This window comes from Corynebacterium sp. HMSC27B11 (assembly GCF_001815985.1).
Lineage (GTDB): Bacteria > Actinomycetota > Actinomycetes > Mycobacteriales > Mycobacteriaceae > Corynebacterium.
Map to the genome: position 1 here is coordinate 1 of NZ_KV823564.1, position 15,630 is coordinate 15,630.

Consider the following 15,630-nt stretch of genomic DNA (forward strand, 5'->3'; position numbering starts at 1 on the left):
GCCCCCGCACACAAACAATCGGACACTCTCCGGCGAAACGATGGAAGAAGAGCTCAAGCGTTTGCGCCGCGAAAACCGTGAGCTGAAGCGAGCAAACGGGATTCTTAAGACTGCTTCGGCTTTTTTCGCAGCGGAACTCGACCGACCCACGACCAAATGATCTCTTACATCGACGCGTATAAGGATCAGTTTGGGGTCGAGGCCATCTGCCGAGTCCTTAAACAAGCAGATCGTGGATTCATTACTTCACGCGGCTACCGCAAAGCCACCACACGTGTTCCCAGTGCAAGGACCTTAAGCGATAGCCTTCTCATCCCAGAGATACAGCGTGTGCATGCGCAGAATTTCTCGGTTTACGGTATCCGCAAAATGTGGCACGCGATGAACCGTGAAGGCTTTCATATCGGCCGCGACAAGACTGCACGTCTGATGAAGCTAGCTGGTGTTTCCGGCCGCAGACGTGGACGAACCCCCGTGACAACGACTAGCCCGAAGGCACCGGATCATCGCCCGGACCTAGTGCAGCGAAACTTTCGTGCACAAGCACCAGGAAGGTTGTGGGTTGCCGACATTACTTACGTTCGCACCCTGTCAGGATTCGCCTACACCGCGTTTGTCGTGGATGTCTACAGTCGAAAGATTGTTGGTGTTGCTACACGCTCGACGATGCGCACCGATGCGCTGCCTATGGAGGCCTTGGAGCATGCGTTAACGACTGCAGGGCGAATCCATGGAAACCAGCTGATTCACCACAGTGATCGGGGCAGCCAGTACGTGTCACTGAAGTATTCCACCGCTCTCGCGGATTCAGGAATCCGGCCGAGTGTGGGAACAGTCGGCGATTCTTATGACAATGCTCTAGCTGAGGCCGTCAACGGTCTCTACAAGGCGGAACTGATTCATGCCCAAGGCCCGTGGACGTCGGTCGGAGAAGTCGAACTGGCCACCTTGCGGTGGGTGCATTGGTGGAACACTAAGCGGCTTCACGAAGCTTTGGACTACGCCACCCCACAGGAAGTAGAAACCGAGTACTATCTCACCCAGCCCATCAACACAGGGGCGTAAAAGAAGCGGAACTAAACCCAGGACGCTTCATTCTATAACAACCACCGGATCAAAACCAGTCTAGGCGGTGTGAGTATCACCGCCTACCGAAAACTTCATGTAGCGTGACCCGAAACTGTCCAACAAAATGTCCGCGTCCCCTTTTGCTACTTAACCCACGAATCTGGCACGACTTGGCGCGGAGGAGAGGGCACCTCATCGCCGCTGCATGATCGGACGGGTGAACCGAAATTGCGTGATTTCCGCTTGGCCGAAACTCGCCTGGTGGGGCGACCTTGGCCAAAACTAGGTGGGGGTGTGGTGACACGGAAAATCAAGACCCTATAAACTTGGTCGATGTCCAACGCTGACTGGCGACACAGGCCGTCAGCAACCATGAATACACAGGAGAGTGCACTCGTGAAGAGCTCTGTTGAAAAGCTCAGCGCTACCCGCACCAAGATCACCGTCGAGGTACCCTTCGACGAGCTCAAGCCGGAGTTCGACAAGGCGTATGCCTCCCTGAGCCAGCAGGTCAGCATCCCCGGCTTCCGCAAGGGCAAGGTCCCGGCGAAGATCATCGAGACCCGTCTCGGCCGCGGCGTGGTCCTCGACCAGGTGATCAACGAAATGCTGCCGTCCCGCTACAGCCAGGCTGTCGAGGAGCACGACGTCAAGGCTCTCGGCCAGCCGGAGATCGACATCACCGAGCTGAAGGACGGCGAGTCCGTCACCTTCACCGCCGAGGTCGACGTCCGTCCGGAGATCGAGGTCCCAGACTTCTCCGACATCTCCGTTGAGGTCGACGCCATCAAGGCCGACGACGAGGCCGTCGAGGGCGAGCTGAAGAACCTGCAGGCTCGCTTCGGCACCCTGAAGTCCGTCGACCGCAAGGTCAAGAAGGGCGACTTCGTCTCCATCGACCTGTCCGCCACCGTTGACGGCGAGACCGTGGACGAGGCCACCACCGAGGGCCTGTCCCACGAGGTCGGTAACGACTCCCTCATCGAGGGCCTGGACGACGCCCTGGTCGGCATGAAGGCCGGCGAGGAGTCCACCTTCACCTCCAAGCTGGTTGCCGGCGAGCACGCCGACGAAGAGGCAGAGGTCACCGTCAAGGTCGGCTCCGTCAAGGAGCGCGAGCTGCCGGAGCTGGACGACGACTTCGCACAGCTGGCATCCGAGTTCGACACCCTGGACGAGCTCAAGGACTCCCTGGCAACCCAGGTCGAGGAGCAGCTGAAGAACGGCCAGGCCGGCCAGATCCGCGACAAGGTCCTCGAGGCCGCGCTCGAAAAGGTTGAGGTTCCACTGCCGCAGTCCGTGGTTGACGAGCAGGTGCAGGGCCAGATCCAGCAGCTCATCGGCCAGTTCGGTGGCGACGAGAAGGTCTTCGAGCAGATGCTCGCAGCCCAGGACATCACCCGCGAGAAGTTCGAGGAAGATGCCCGCGAGGCCGCCGAGGGCTCCGTCCGCACCCAGCTGTTCCTGGACGCCCTGGCTGACGTTGAGCAGCCGGAGGTCTCCCAGGAGGAGCTGATGGACCACATCGGCTTCACCGCTGCCCAGTACGGCATGGACCCGAACCAGTTCATCATGCAGCTGCAGCAGGCCGGCCAGATCGGCAGCCTGTTCGCCGACGTCCGCCGCGGCAAGGCTCTGGCGATCAACATCTCCAAGAGCTCCGTGAAGGACTCCGAGGGCAACGAGATCGACCCGAAGCAGTTCTTCGGCACCGAGGAGGAGTCCGAGAAGGCCGAGGAGGCCAAGAAGGACGAGAAGCCGAAGAAGGCCGCTAAGAAGTCTTCCGCGAAGAAGACCACCAAGAAGGCTGCTAAGAAGTCCACGGCGAAGAAGACGACCAAGAAGTCGACCGCCAAGAAGTCCACGGCGAAGAAGACCACCAAGAAGTCGACCGCCAAGAAGACGACCAAGAAGGCCGCAGCGAAGAAGACCACGAAGAAGGCTGCAGCCAAGAAGAGCGAGGACAAATAAGCCTCGCGCACGCTAGCCACCCGGCCTGCCTCGCCTGACTCGGCTCGGTGAGCGCCGGTGGCGTCGTGACACTAAAGCAACGGCTTTGACCGACGGCTTTGACCCAGCACCCCTGGAGGAATACTCCGGGGGTGCTGTGCGCTTAAAGCGAACAGGGGCTTTTCATAGGGCACGACCCGAGGGTTAGTCGCTACTGTGGAAGCCACAAAGAATAAACCAATGAACGAAAAGGGGCACAATGAGCAGTCTTTCGAGCAGCCTCATGTCCGCCGACACGGCTGGGATGAACCTCAACGACTCGGTCTTCGAGCGTCTGCTGCGCGAGCGCATCATCTTCCTGGGTAGCCAGGTCGACGACGAAATCGCGAACAAGCTCTGCGCTCAGATCCTGCTGCTGGCAGCCGAGGACCCGGAGAAGGACATCTCCCTGTACATCAACTCGCCAGGTGGCTCCGTCACCGCGGGTATGGCCATCTTCGACACCATGCAGTACGCGCCCTGCGACATCGCCACCTACGGCATGGGCCTGGCCGCGTCCATGGGCCAGTTCCTGCTCTCCGCGGGCACGAAGGGCAAGCGCTACGCTCTGCCGCACGCCCGCATCATGATGCACCAGCCTTCCGCCGGCGTGGGCGGCACCGCGGCCGACATCGCCATCCAGGCGGAGCAGTTTGCACACACCAAGCGTGAGATGGCGGAGCTGATCGCTGGATTCACCGGCCAGACCGTCGAGCAGATTACGAAGGACTCCGACCGCGACCGCTGGTTCACCGCCGAGCAGGCCAAGGACTACGGATTCGTCGACCACGTCATCAGCTCTGCGAAGGAGAAGTAAAGAATGAAGATGCCAGAATCGCGCTACATCCTGCCATCCTTCGTTGAGCACTCCAGCTACGGGGCGAAGGAATCCAACCCGTACAACAAGCTCTTCGAAGAGCGGATCATCTTCCTGGGCACCCAGGTGGACGACGCCGCGGCCAACGACATCATGGCCCAGCTGCTCGTCCTGGAGGGGCTCGACCCGGACCGCGACATCACGATGTACATCAACTCGCCGGGTGGTTCCTTCACCAGCCTGATGGCCATCTACGACACGATGCAGTACGTCCGCCCGGACGTGCAGACCGTGTGCCTCGGCCAGGCAGCCTCTGCCGCCGCCGTGCTGCTCGCCGCAGGCACCCCGGGTAAGCGCGCCGCGCTGCCGAATGCCCGCGTGCTGATCCACCAGCCGGCCTCCGGTGGTGTGCAGGGGCAGGTCTCCGACCTGGAGATCCAGGCCAACGAGATCGAGCGTATGCGCCAGCTGATGGAGACCACCCTGGCTCGCCACACCGGTAAGTCCGCGGAGCAGATCCGTATCGACACCGACCGCGACAAGATCCTGGACGCCGAGGCCGCTAAGGAATACGGCATCATCGACCAGGTCTTCGAGTACCGGAAGCTCTCCGCTCAGGAGTAGCGGTCGATAGTTTCCGTGGGGCGTGGCCTCACGGTTCCCGCTACCGGGGCTGGTGATCCCAGCCCCTCAAGCCCCGCAGTGTTGCTCAGTCAGCGCAGCGGGGTTTTTGGGTAGTGTTGGATACCCGCCGTAGCACCACCAATTTCTCAGAAAGACTGGTTCTCACAGATGCAAGAAAGCGCAGAGCTGCTGAAGTGCTCGTTTTGCGGCAAGAGCCAAAAACAAGTCCGCAAACTCATCGCCGGCCCCGGGGTCTACATCTGCGATGAATGCATTGAACTCTGCAACGAGATCATCGAGGAAGAGCTGGTAGCCACCAGCGCGCAGGAGCCACAGGGCAAGCTGCCGACCCCGTCCGAGATTTCCGCTTTCCTGGACAAGTACGTCATTGGTCAGGATGAAGCGAAGCGCACCCTCGCGGTGGCTGTCTACAACCACTACAAGCGCATCCAGGTTGAAGAGGCCAACGCGCTGGCCCGCCGCAACGACGACGAGGTCGAGCTCTCTAAGTCCAATATCCTCATGCTGGGGCCCACCGGCTCCGGTAAGACGTACCTGGCGCAATCGCTGGCACGCATGTTGGACGTCCCCTTCGCCATCGCGGACGCGACCTCGCTGACCGAGGCTGGTTACGTGGGCGAGGACGTCGAGAACATCCTGCTGAAGCTGCTGCAGAGCGCCGACTTCGACGTCGAGAAGGCACAGCGCGGCATCATCTACATCGACGAGGTGGACAAGATCGGCCGGAAGTCCGAGAACCCGTCCATCACGCGCGACGTCTCCGGTGAGGGCGTGCAGCAGGCACTGCTGAAGATCCTGGAGGGCACGGTCGCTGCCGTCCCGCCTCAGGGTGGGCGCAAGCACCCGAACCAGGAATTCATCCAGTTCGACACGAAGAACGTGCTCTTCATCGTCGCGGGTGCGTTCGCGGGCCTGGAGAAGGTTATCGAGGATCGCCGCGGCAAGAAGGGTCTGGGCTTCGGCGCGGAGGTCACCTCCAAGAACGACCAGGTCAAGGACCCGTTCCAGTACGTGGAGCCGGAGGACCTGGTGAAGTTCGGGTTGATCCCGGAGGTCATCGGCCGCCTGCCGGTGGTCACCCACGTCGGTCACCTGGACGAGGACGCGCTGGTGCAGGTGCTCACCGAGCCGAAGAACGCCCTGGTGCGCCAGTACCAGCGGCTGTTTGAGATGGATAACGTGCAGCTGGCCTTCGAGGATGGTGCGCTGCGCGAGGTGGCCCGCCAGGCGCTCGCGCGGGAGACCGGTGCGCGCGGGCTGCGCTCCATCATGGAGCGGATCCTGCTGCCGATCATGTACTCCATCCCTGAAGAGGAGGATATCGCCGAGGTGTTGATCACCGAGGCTGCCGCGAAGGGTGAATCCGAGCCGACCCGCCTGACCCACGAGGAGGTCGCCGAGCGGGATAAGCGCTCCGCTTAGGCGGGGCGCAATGGGGGAGCAAGGCGACGAGGGGAGCGCGGTCCACTAGGGGGAGTGAACCGCGCCCCACACTGTGCGCCGCGCGGGGGCGGGCGGTCGGTTGGCGGAGGGTTACTCCTGCCAGAACTCCTCAGAGTCGTAGAGGCTCGCGGCAACCGACTCGCCCACAATCTCGGAGGGGGAGGAGTGGGTATAGGAATTATCCTGTCTGGTCCGCATCGGCGTGGTGAGGAAGGCGACGACGGCGTCGCAGGCAAGTTCGGTGACACCGGACTCGTTGTGCGGCTCGCGGACGTCCATCCCGTAGAGCGCGTAGAAGGTGTTGCGGTGCAGGGTGGCGAAACCGGATAGCCCCAGGATGAGGATGTAGACGTCCTCCGCGGACACCCCGGTGCGGAAGGCACCGAGGTCGTGGCCGCGCAGGAGAGCGCGGTCGATCTGGAGAATGACGGGGGACTGCTCGAGCACGTCGATACGGTTCGGCACGTCCGCTCGGTTGTAGAGGTTCTCCGCGGCGATCAGGCGCATGGAGTCCGGATTGCGCTGCGCCCGAGCGAGCGTTTCGCGCACGAGGCGCCGCACTGCCTGCACCGGGGTAAGGCTGGCGATGTCGTCCTCGAACTTCTTCGGTTCAGCCGGCCAGAGGGTTGCCAGTGCGTAGCGCAGGGCCTCCTCGTAGAGCTCTTGGTTATTGCTCAGCAGGGCGTGCTTGGTGGGGAGGTTACCGGCGCGTTGGATCGCCACCAGCTGGGCCTTCGGGATATCCGTCCCGTATTCCACGGCGATCGGCAGGGCGCACTCCATCGCTCGGGCGTAGTCGACCGGGTCGAGGTCGTACCGGTGCGCCGAGTGAGGAAGATGGCGAGCTGAGTCGTCGGTCATTGTTCCTCTCCAGTCAAAACTTTCTCTCCTCATCGTAATGACTGTTCGCGGGTAGGCTGGGGTCGGAAAGATCAATTGGGGGATATCGCCCCCGGTTGGTGCCCCCGATCCTGATTAAAGGCGGTTTCACTCATGGTTGATAACACTTCGCAGAACACCTCCGATGCCTTGAACGTGGCGGTCACCGGCGCAGCAGGGCAGATCGCGTACTCCCTGCTGTTCCGTCTGGCGGCAGGCGAGATCTCCCCGGGGCGGAAGGTGAACCTCCGCCTCATCGAGATCGAGCCCGCCAAGCGCGCCGCGGAGGGTGTGACCATGGAGCTGAAGGACGCCGCGTTCCCGCTGCTCGGGGACGTCACCGTCCACACCGACGCCCGGGAGGGCTTCCAGGACGCTGACGTCGTCTTCCTGGTCGGTGCGAAGCCGCGCCAGAAGGGGCAGGAGCGCGCGGACCTGCTCGCCGCCAACGGGGCCATCTTCGGCCCGCAAGGTGAGGCGCTGGGCGAGGTCGCCCCGAACGCCCGCGTGCTGGTGGTCGGCAACCCGGCGAACACCAACGCCGCCATTCTCGCCGCCCACGCCAAGGGCATCGCGCCGAACCGTATTACCGCGATGATGCGCCTGGACCACAACCGCGCGCTGTCCCAGGCCGCCGACCGCCTGGACGTCCCGGTCTCCGAGCTCTCGGGCATGGTGGTGTGGGGCAACCACTCGGCCTCCCAGTTCCCGGATGCCACCGCCCTGCGCGCGGGCGGCGAGCCTGTCTTCGAGAAGCTGGGCGCGGAGTGGGTCAGCGAGGAGTTCATCCCGCGCGTGGCCAAGCGTGGTGCTGAGATCATCGAGGTTCGTGGTCACTCCTCTGCAGCTTCCGCGGCGTCCGCTGCCATCGACCACATGCGGGATTGGCTGCTCGGCACCGAGGGCGATGAGTGGGTCTCCGTCGCGCTGCCTTCCGACGGTTCCTACGGTGTTCCGGAGGGACTGGTCTTCGGCTTCCCGTGCCGTAGCGTGAACGGCGAGTGGGAGATCGTCCAGGGCTTGGAGCTGGGTGAGGAGCAGAAGCAGCGCATCGCGCGCACCCAGCAAGAGCTGGAAGAGGAGCTGGCCGCGGTGCGCGAGGCCGGCTTCATCGACTAGCCACACACCGCTGTTCCGGCTGGTGGCTCGGGTTAGCCGACGAGCTGCCAGCCGTGTCCGCCCCGTCTACTACACTGGGATGAGTTCAACAGAATTTGTCCCCGAGTAAGTGATCAGGGTGCGATGACCAGCAATACTCCTGCAACGTCCCAGGGTGTCCAGCGCGGCGAGGATCGTTCGCAGCTGCTGCCCAATCAGTGGAACCCATCCGATGTGGAATCGGAGCTCTACGAAGGCTGGGTTTCGGCCGGCTACTTCAAGGCCGACGCGACGAGCGATAAGCCGCCGTTCTCCATCGTCCTGCCGCCGCCGAACGTCACCGGTCGGCTGCACATGGGCCACGCGCTGGATCACACTCTGATCGACGCGATGTCCCGCCGCCGTCGCATGCAGGGCTACGAGGTCCTGTGGCTGCCGGGCTCCGACCACGCAGGCATCGCCACCCAGACCCGCGTGGAATCCGACCTGAAGAAGCGCGAATCGAAGGACCGCTTTGATTACGGCCGCGAGGAGTTCGTCGAGCGCGTCTGGGAGTGGAAGGACGAATACGGTGGCCTGATCCAGCAGCAGATGCGCGCCATCGGCGACTCGGTGGACTGGTCCCGCGAGCGCTTCACTCTGGACGAGGGGCTGTCCCGCGCCGTCCAGACCATCTTCAAGGCCCTGTTCGACCAGGGCATGATCTACCAGGCCAACCGGATGGTCAACTGGTCGCCGGTGCTGCAGACCGCCATCTCCGACATCGAGGTCAACTACGAGGACGTCGAGGGCGAGCTGGTCAGCCTCCGTTACGGTTCCCTTAACGACGACGAGCCCCACGTCATCGTCGCGACCACCCGTGTGGAAACGATGCTGGGCGACGTGGCCGTCGCGGTGCACCCGGAGGACGAGCGCTACGCCGACCTCGTCGGCACCACGCTGCCGCACCCATTCCTGCCGGACCGCGAGATGGTCATCATCGCGGATGACTACGTGGACCCGGAGTTCGGCACCGGTGCGGTGAAGATCACCCCGGCGCACGACCCGAACGACTTCGCGATGGGGCAGCGCCACGACCTGCCGATGCCGGTGGTGCTCGACGAGACCGGCCACGTGTCCGGCACCGGCACGCAGTTCGACGGCATGGACCGCTTCGAGGCCCGCGAGAAGATCCGCTTGGCCCTCGAGGAGCAGGGCCGCGTCGTGGCCCGCAAGCACCCCTACGTGCACTCCGTCGGCCACTCCGAGCGCTCCGGCGAGCCGATCGAGCCGCGGCTTTCCCTGCAGTGGTGGGTGGACGTGAAGAAGCTGGCGAAGATGTCCGGCGACGCCGTCCGTGAGGGCGATACGACCATCTACCCGGCCTCCCAGGAACCGCGCTGGTTCGACTGGGTGGACAACATGCACGACTGGACCATCTCCCGCCAGTTGTGGTGGGGCCACCGCATCCCAATCTGGTACGGGCCGGAAGGCGAGGTCGTGTGCTGCGGCCCGGATGATGAGCCGCCGACAGGCGAGGGCTGGCGCCAGGACGAGGACGTGCTGGACACCTGGTTCAGCTCCGCTTTGTGGCCGTTCTCCACGATGGGCTGGCCGGAGAACACCCCGGACCTGCAGAAGTTCTACCCGACCTCTGTGCTGGTCACCGGCTACGACATTCTGTTCTTCTGGGTCGCCCGCATGATGATGTTCGCCACCTTCGCGGACACTCTCGAGGGCTCCCCGCTGCACGGTAAGGCCAATGGCGAGGACCCGGCTGCTCGTGATGGGCGCCCGCAGGTGCCTTTCAAGGATGTCTTCCTCCACGGCCTCGTCCGCGACGAGCACGGCCGCAAGATGTCCAAGTCCCTGGGCAACGGCATCGATCCGATGGACTGGGTGCGCGATTACGGCGCTGACGCGCTGCGCTTCACCCTGGCTCGTGGTGCCAACCCTGGTGCGGACCTGCCGGTTGGCGAACACTCCGCGCAGTCTTCCCGTAACTTCGCGACGAAGCTATACAACGCCACCAAGTTCGCGCTCATGAACGGCGCTCAGATCGGCGAGCTGCCACCGCGCGAGGAGCTGACCGATGCGGACCGCTGGATTCTCGACCGGCTGGAGGCCACCCGCGCCCTCGTCGACGATGCCCTGGAGCGCTACGAGTTCTCCCTGGCTAACGAGAACCTCTACAAGTTCGCCTGGGGCGAGTTCTGCGATTGGTACCTCGAGATCGCGAAGGTACAGATCCCGCGCGATTGGGATTCCGCCACCGAGGAGGAGTACGCCCGCGGCGTGAATACCCAGGTGGTGCTTGGCCGCGTCCTCGACGCGGTGCTGCGCCTGCTGCACCCGGCGATGCCTTTCGTCACGGAGACCCTGTGGACCGCCCTGACCAAGGACGTCGAGGGCTACCCGGAGTCCCTGGTCATCGCCGAGTGGCCGGACCAGTCCATGACCAACAATGGCGCTGAGCCGGACGAGCTGGCCGCCCGCCGCATGGCGGACCTGGAGAAGCTCGTCACCGAGCTGCGCCGCTTCCGCGCCGACCAGGGCGTCAAGCCCAAGCAGCGCGTCCCGGGCCGCCTGGACTTCGCGGCCGTGGACCTCGAGGAGGAAGAGGCAGCCATCCGCTCCCTGGCACGCCTCGAGGATCCGGGCGATGACTGGGAGACCACCGCCTCCATCGAGCTGCGCCTCAGCCAGGCCACGATCACCGTGGAGCTGGACACCTCCGACGCGGTGGATATTGAGGCCGAGCGCAAGCGCCTGGAGAAGGATCTCGCCAACGCACAGAAGGAGCTGGATAACGCGGCGAAGAAGCTCAGCAACGAGAACTTCCTGAACAAGGCTCCGGAGCACGTCGTGGCGGATATTAAGGAACGCCAGGTCGTGGCCCAGGAGGAGTTTGACCGCATCACCCGCCGTCTGGAGGGGCTGCCAAAGAAATGACCGATTCGACGGATCGTGACTTGAACACCGCGCCGGGCGAGGACCAGGGCCAAGGCCAGGCCGGGGACACCGGTGCCGTTGAGCTGACCGGCCAGGAGGAGGCCGTTGCCGGGTCCGCCGTCGGGGGAGTGCGCCTCGACGAGCACGGCTTGGCGCTTCCTATCGACGCGGCCGGTGCGAAGCCGGGCGAGGATGACGGCCAGCTGAGCGGCGACGACGCCCTGCCGCCGCGGCCCATCACCGAGGAGGATCTGGCGGACCTCGCCGCCGTCGAGGCCGAGCTGAATCAGCGCTGGCCGGAGACGAAGATCGACCCCTCCCTGGAACGCATCGAGATGCTCATGGACCTGCTGGGCAACCCGGAGCGCTCCTTTGCCACCATCCAGGTCGCTGGCACCAACGGCAAGACCTCCGTGGTGCGGATGATCGAGTCCTTGCTGCGGGCATTCCATCGTCGCACAGGGCGAACGACCTCCCCGCACCTGCAGCTGGTCACCGAGCGTATCGCCGTTGACGGCGAGCCGATCCACCCGCAGGATTACATCCGCATGTGGCGGGAGATCCAGCCGATGGTGGAGATGGTGGATGCGAAGTCCACCGCCGAGGGCGGCCCGCAGATGAGCAAGTTTGAGGTGCTGGTCGCGCTCGCGTACAGCGCTTTTGCGGACGCTCCGGTGGACGTAGCCGTCATCGAAACCGGCATGGGCGGAACTTGGGATGCGACGAATGTCGTGAACTCCGACGTTTCCGTGATTACGCCCATCGGCATGGACCACACGGACTTCCTCGGCGATACCCTCACCGAGATCGCTGGCGAGAAGGCAGGCATCATCAAGTCCCGCTGGGATCGCGAGGATCTGCTCACTCCGCCGGAAAATATCGCGATCATCTCCGAGCAGGAGCCCGAGGCGATGCGCGTGCTGCTGGAGCGTGCGGTCGAGGTCGACGCCGCGGTCGCTCGCGCCGGAGCCGAGTTCGGCGCCGTGGAATCCACCGTCGCAGTCGGTGGCCAGCGTCTGACGATCAAGGGACTGGCCGGGACCTACGACGACATCTTCCTGCCGCTGTCCGGCGAACACCAGGCCCGCAATGCCGCCACCGCCCTGGCCGCGGTGGAGGCCTTCTTCGGAGCTGGCGGCGACCGCCAGCTGGACGTCGATAAGGTGCGCGAGGGCTTCGCTACCGTGACATCTCCCGGCCGGTTGGAGCGTGTGCGCGCCACCCCGAGCGTGTTCATCGACGCCTCCCACAACCCGCACGGTGCGGCAGCCTTGGCCAAGGCCGTGGACCGGGACTTCGACTTCCGCCGCCTCATCGGCGTGGTTGCGGTCCTGGGGGACAAGGACGCCCGCGGCATCCTCGCCGCGCTCGAGCCTGTCCTCGACGACGTCGTCATCACGGAGGTGCAGTCCCCGCGCGCGCTGCCGGTGGACGTGCTCGCCGAGTATGCCCGGGATGCCTTCGGGGAGGAGCGGGTCCACGTCGCCGAGCAGCTCCCGACTGCGGTGGAGACCGCCATCCAGTTGGCTGAGGACGATAGCGATGGCATGCTGGCCGGGGCCGGAGTGCTGGTCACCGGCTCGGTGGTCACCGCAGGTGAGGCGCGAACGCTGTTCGCCAAGAAGCCCGAGTAGAACGCTCGAGTACACAGGAGGAGTGGAAGCAGATGGCGCGCAAGCCGGCTGAAGAACTGGAGATGGGCCCCCTCGGTCCCGGGCATGCCCCAGCTAATGACCCGATGAAGGGCATTCGCGGAGTCATGGCGGGCACCCTGGTCCTGGAGGGGATCGTCATGTTGCTGGGGCTGACCGTGGTCGGCCGCGTGGATTCGGGGCTGGGTCCTGTCTGGTTGCAGTTCGGCTACGTCCTGGCCGTGGCGGTGCTGATGTTTGCGGCGGGCTTCATGCAGAAGGCTCCGGCGGCGGACAAGATCAACTGGGGTCTGCAGGTCCTGGCTCTGATCGGGGTTTTCGCCAACCTGGTGATCGGTGTGATGGCTCTGATCTTCATCGGCGTGTGGTGGTACATCTACCACCTTCGCAAGGTGGTTCAGGAGCGCATGCGGCGCGGCCTGCTGCCGAGCCAGCACGTCTAACTTGCTCCGCGAGCGCCATTGAGCGTGAAGCCTCCCCACCAGCCCAACGTCGGGCGGGTCGGGGAGGCTTAGGTTTTATGGCGTGTGCAGCGCGGCCCTGCTAGCTCTCGAAGGGGACCTTCGCCAGCTCGCGGCGCAGGATCTTGCCGGTTGCGTTTTTCGGGATGGCATCGACGAACTCCACGGCGCGGATCTTCTTGTATGGGGTCACACGGTCAGCGACCCAGTCCATGAGTTCCTGTGCCCCCAGCTCGAAACCTTCGCGAGTTACGACGAACGCGCGCGGGATCTCTAGGCCATCGCGCTCCGCGCCGGCCTCGCCCTCGGGAACGTCTTCAGGGGTGTCGATATCCACCAGCCGGATTTCTGTGTCTGCCACCGGCTTGCCAACGCTGGAGTGATCGGCGTCGCCATGGAGGTTTAGGGCGACCAGCGGTGAGGCCTCTGTCATGCCCCATCCCTGCACGACCTTTGTATCGAGGCGTTCTTCGACCGCGCGCATAATCGGAGCGTCGATTGGCGCCGCAGAGGAAACCATGAGCTTCGAAGCGGAAAACCATGCCGGGTCGATTTCCGGGCTTTTGGCCATCGCGATGGCCATCGGAGGGGCGATGAACGTGAATTCGATCGCGCGTTCAGCGTGGGCACGCAGGAACTGTTCGATGTCGAACTTCGGCATGGTGAAGATGTGGTGGCGGTGTAGCAGCGGGCCGAGAAGCAGGACCGTCATGCCGTAGATATGGGAGAACGGCAGCACGCTCAGGGTGTTTGTGCGCGCTTCAATTCCGGAACGCTCAATCATTTCCCGGACATGCATCAAGTTGCTGGTGAGGTTCCGGTGGGTCAACTGCACGCCCTTCGGCAACCCGGTGGTGCCGGAAGAGAATGGGACAGCGGTAACCGAGTGAGCTTCGATGGTCACCTCGGAAGCTGGTTTCGGGGCGTCTTGCAGGGCCGCGAGCTCCATGGAGAAGATTTAACGTCGGTGTCGGGGTAGTCCAAACTCGGGTATGGGCTGGTGTAGATCTTGGAGGCCATGCCCGCCTCCTTCAGTGTTATGTGATCTGTGTCTCGCCGATGGTAGTGCTCGTTTTCAAAATTATTTCGCTATTTGCGTTGCGCTAGCGAAAGAGATCAAAAGGCAAGGGGACACAGGGAGGTTCAGGGTGGGCGAGGGGCATAAGGATTCGCTATTCTTAGAGCATGACTGAACGCACTCTCATTCTCATTAAGCCGGACGGCGTTAAGAACGGCCACGTCGGAGAGATCATCTCCCGCATCGAGCGCAAGGGCCTGAAGCTCGTCGAGATGGACCTGCGCACCGCAGACCGCGCAACCGCAGAGAAGCACTACGAGGAGCACAAGGACAAGCCGTTCTTCGGCGAGCTCGTGGACTTCATCACCTCCGCACCGCTGGTCGCCGGCATCGTCGAGGGCGAGTCCGCCATCGCTGCTTGGCGTCAGCTGGCTGGCGGCACCCACCCGGTCGAGGCAGCCACCCCGGGCACCATCCGCGGTGACTTTGCACTGACCGTCGGCGAGAACGTCGTCCACGGCTCCGACTCCCCGGAGTCCGCTGAGCGCGAGATCGCTATCTGGTTCCCGAACCTCTAATACCTTTCACAGCACAACGTCCCGGCAGGCCCATGTGGGTTTGCCGGGACGTTTCCTTGTGCTGCAGGTCAGCGGTGCCGCTACTGGCTCGCTAGATCACCGGCGCCGCGGACGCTGTCCTGGTACGTCTGGCTGGCTTCCTCGGTCAGCGTCAGCCATTGGTCGGTGCTGCCGCGGTGGCGCACCTCGCGGATCCGCACCACCTGCCCGTGCGCATCGGCCTCGTTGAGAGCGGCCTTGACTTCGTGCTCGACAGCCCCGTCCGCGACCAGCTCCGCCACGAGTTCGCTTTCTAGGCGCTGATAGATGCCGGGCACGAGCTCATCGGCATGCATGAAGGCTACGATGGCATCCGGCCCCTCGAAGATCTTGCCGGGCCCCACCGGTGCGGAAACATCGCCTGCATCGCCGAAGAGTTGCGGTGGTGTCGCGTAATGCGTTGGTTGGTGCGCCCCTGAAGTGAAGTACCACGCCATCCCCAGGCCCGTAGCGATCGCCACTGGAACAACAACCACCCATGGTGCCGTGGACTGCGCGATGCTCAGCGCCACGTAGGACGCGGAATAAGGGACAACGAAGCGCAGCACTTCGCGCCAGTTGAACTCGCTCCGCTGCAGCTTCACATCCGGCTTGAGAGGATCGTAATCGTTTCCTCGGTAGCCATGCCGGTTGAAGAACTTCGTATAGCCGAAGACCATCAGCCCCAGCAGGAAGGCGATCGCCACGAATCCCATCCACACGTGTGGGAGGGCGGAACAAGCGATGACGACGAGAGTCCACACAACGCCGAGGGTCCACCCGAGCATCGTGGAAGGTTGATTCTTCCCGTAGTGCTCTCGAAGCTGCTTTTCGCTGATCTGGAACATTCCATCAGCGTAGCAACCTCCCCACACACGACCTCTCGCGATGCCGGCTCCCTCATCGCGGGGGAAGTTATGACAAGATGGGGAACAGGATTTTCCTTCACCATCACCCACAACGACGATGCGGTCAGGTCAGGGCTAATCCATCACACTTAAACATCGTTTGCGAGCACACCCCATTGCCAGGC

General features: G+C 63.6%; 12 protein-coding genes and 1 pseudogene. 10 read left to right on the forward strand and 3 right to left on the reverse strand.

Translation table 11 applies throughout. The annotated features are described in order from the left end of the window. The 5 genes and pseudogenes from HMPREF3097_RS06335 to clpX form a co-directional block, all read left to right on the forward strand. Nucleotides 1–1,065: pseudogene (locus tag HMPREF3097_RS06335) on the forward strand (IS3 family transposase); the annotation flags it as partial. A gap of 399 nt (nucleotides 1,066–1,464) precedes the next feature. Continuing rightward, nucleotides 1,465–3,039: a trigger factor gene (tig, locus tag HMPREF3097_RS06340; RefSeq protein ID WP_070761577.1), complete on the forward strand. Its 1,575-nt coding sequence runs from the start codon at nucleotides 1,465–1,467 to the stop codon at nucleotides 3,037–3,039. Nucleotides 3,040–3,301: 262 nt separating this feature from the next. Next, the gene (locus HMPREF3097_RS06345; RefSeq protein WP_210398556.1) at nucleotides 3,302–3,874 is read left to right on the forward strand and encodes an ATP-dependent Clp protease proteolytic subunit; all 573 of its coding nucleotides are present in this window, start codon (nucleotides 3,302–3,304) and stop codon (nucleotides 3,872–3,874) included. Between the two features lie 3 nt (nucleotides 3,875–3,877). Then, nucleotides 3,878–4,498, forward strand: coding sequence for an ATP-dependent Clp protease proteolytic subunit (locus HMPREF3097_RS06350; RefSeq protein WP_070757576.1), 621 nt, complete (start codon nucleotides 3,878–3,880; stop codon nucleotides 4,496–4,498). A gap of 168 nt (nucleotides 4,499–4,666) precedes the next feature. Beyond that, nucleotides 4,667–5,941, forward strand: coding sequence for an ATP-dependent Clp protease ATP-binding subunit ClpX (gene clpX / locus HMPREF3097_RS06355; protein WP_070757578.1), 1,275 nt, complete (start codon nucleotides 4,667–4,669; stop codon nucleotides 5,939–5,941). A 111-nt stretch (nucleotides 5,942–6,052) separates the two neighbouring features. On the opposite strand, the gene HMPREF3097_RS06360 is transcribed toward clpX, so the two are convergent. Then, nucleotides 6,053–6,823 (reverse strand): hypothetical protein, encoded by a 771-nt coding sequence (locus tag HMPREF3097_RS06360; protein WP_070761578.1) that lies wholly within the window; start codon nucleotides 6,821–6,823, stop codon nucleotides 6,053–6,055. A 132-nt stretch (nucleotides 6,824–6,955) separates the two neighbouring features. Here HMPREF3097_RS06360 and HMPREF3097_RS06365 point away from each other — a divergent pair, with 132 nt between their 5' ends. From HMPREF3097_RS06365 to HMPREF3097_RS06380, 4 genes are all read left to right on the forward strand, one after another. Then, nucleotides 6,956–7,960 (forward strand): malate dehydrogenase, encoded by a 1,005-nt coding sequence (locus HMPREF3097_RS06365; protein ID WP_070761579.1) that lies wholly within the window; start codon nucleotides 6,956–6,958, stop codon nucleotides 7,958–7,960. Between the two features lie 123 nt (nucleotides 7,961–8,083). After that, on the forward strand, nucleotides 8,084–10,870 hold the full coding sequence (locus HMPREF3097_RS06370; RefSeq protein ID WP_070761580.1) for a valine--tRNA ligase: 2,787 nt from the start codon (nucleotides 8,084–8,086) through the stop codon (nucleotides 10,868–10,870). Continuing rightward, nucleotides 10,867–12,504: a bifunctional tetrahydrofolate synthase/dihydrofolate synthase gene (locus HMPREF3097_RS06375; RefSeq protein WP_141759494.1), complete on the forward strand. Its 1,638-nt coding sequence runs from the start codon at nucleotides 10,867–10,869 to the stop codon at nucleotides 12,502–12,504. Before HMPREF3097_RS06370 ends, HMPREF3097_RS06375 begins: the two co-directional genes overlap by 4 nt. Nucleotides 12,505–12,536: 32 nt before the next feature. Beyond that, nucleotides 12,537–12,965: a DUF4233 domain-containing protein gene (locus HMPREF3097_RS06380; protein ID WP_015381796.1), complete on the forward strand. Its 429-nt coding sequence runs from the start codon at nucleotides 12,537–12,539 to the stop codon at nucleotides 12,963–12,965. A 100-nt stretch (nucleotides 12,966–13,065) separates the two neighbouring features. Here the strand turns inward: HMPREF3097_RS06380 and HMPREF3097_RS06385 are convergent, their stop codons facing one another. Continuing rightward, entirely contained in the window at nucleotides 13,066–13,932 is an 867-nt protein-coding gene (locus tag HMPREF3097_RS06385) for an AMP-binding protein (RefSeq protein WP_070761581.1), read from the reverse strand. A 236-nt stretch (nucleotides 13,933–14,168) separates the two neighbouring features. Here HMPREF3097_RS06385 and ndk point away from each other — a divergent pair, with 236 nt between their 5' ends. Beyond that, entirely contained in the window at nucleotides 14,169–14,579 is a 411-nt protein-coding gene (gene ndk, locus HMPREF3097_RS06390; RefSeq protein WP_015381795.1) for a nucleoside-diphosphate kinase, read from the forward strand. 80 nt (nucleotides 14,580–14,659) lie between these two features. On the opposite strand, the gene HMPREF3097_RS06395 is transcribed toward ndk, so the two are convergent. Then, a complete protein-coding gene (locus tag HMPREF3097_RS06395) occupies nucleotides 14,660–15,445 on the reverse strand; it encodes a hypothetical protein (protein WP_070761582.1) in 786 nt (261 codons plus the stop codon). Nucleotides 15,446–15,630 lie beyond the last annotated feature (185 nt).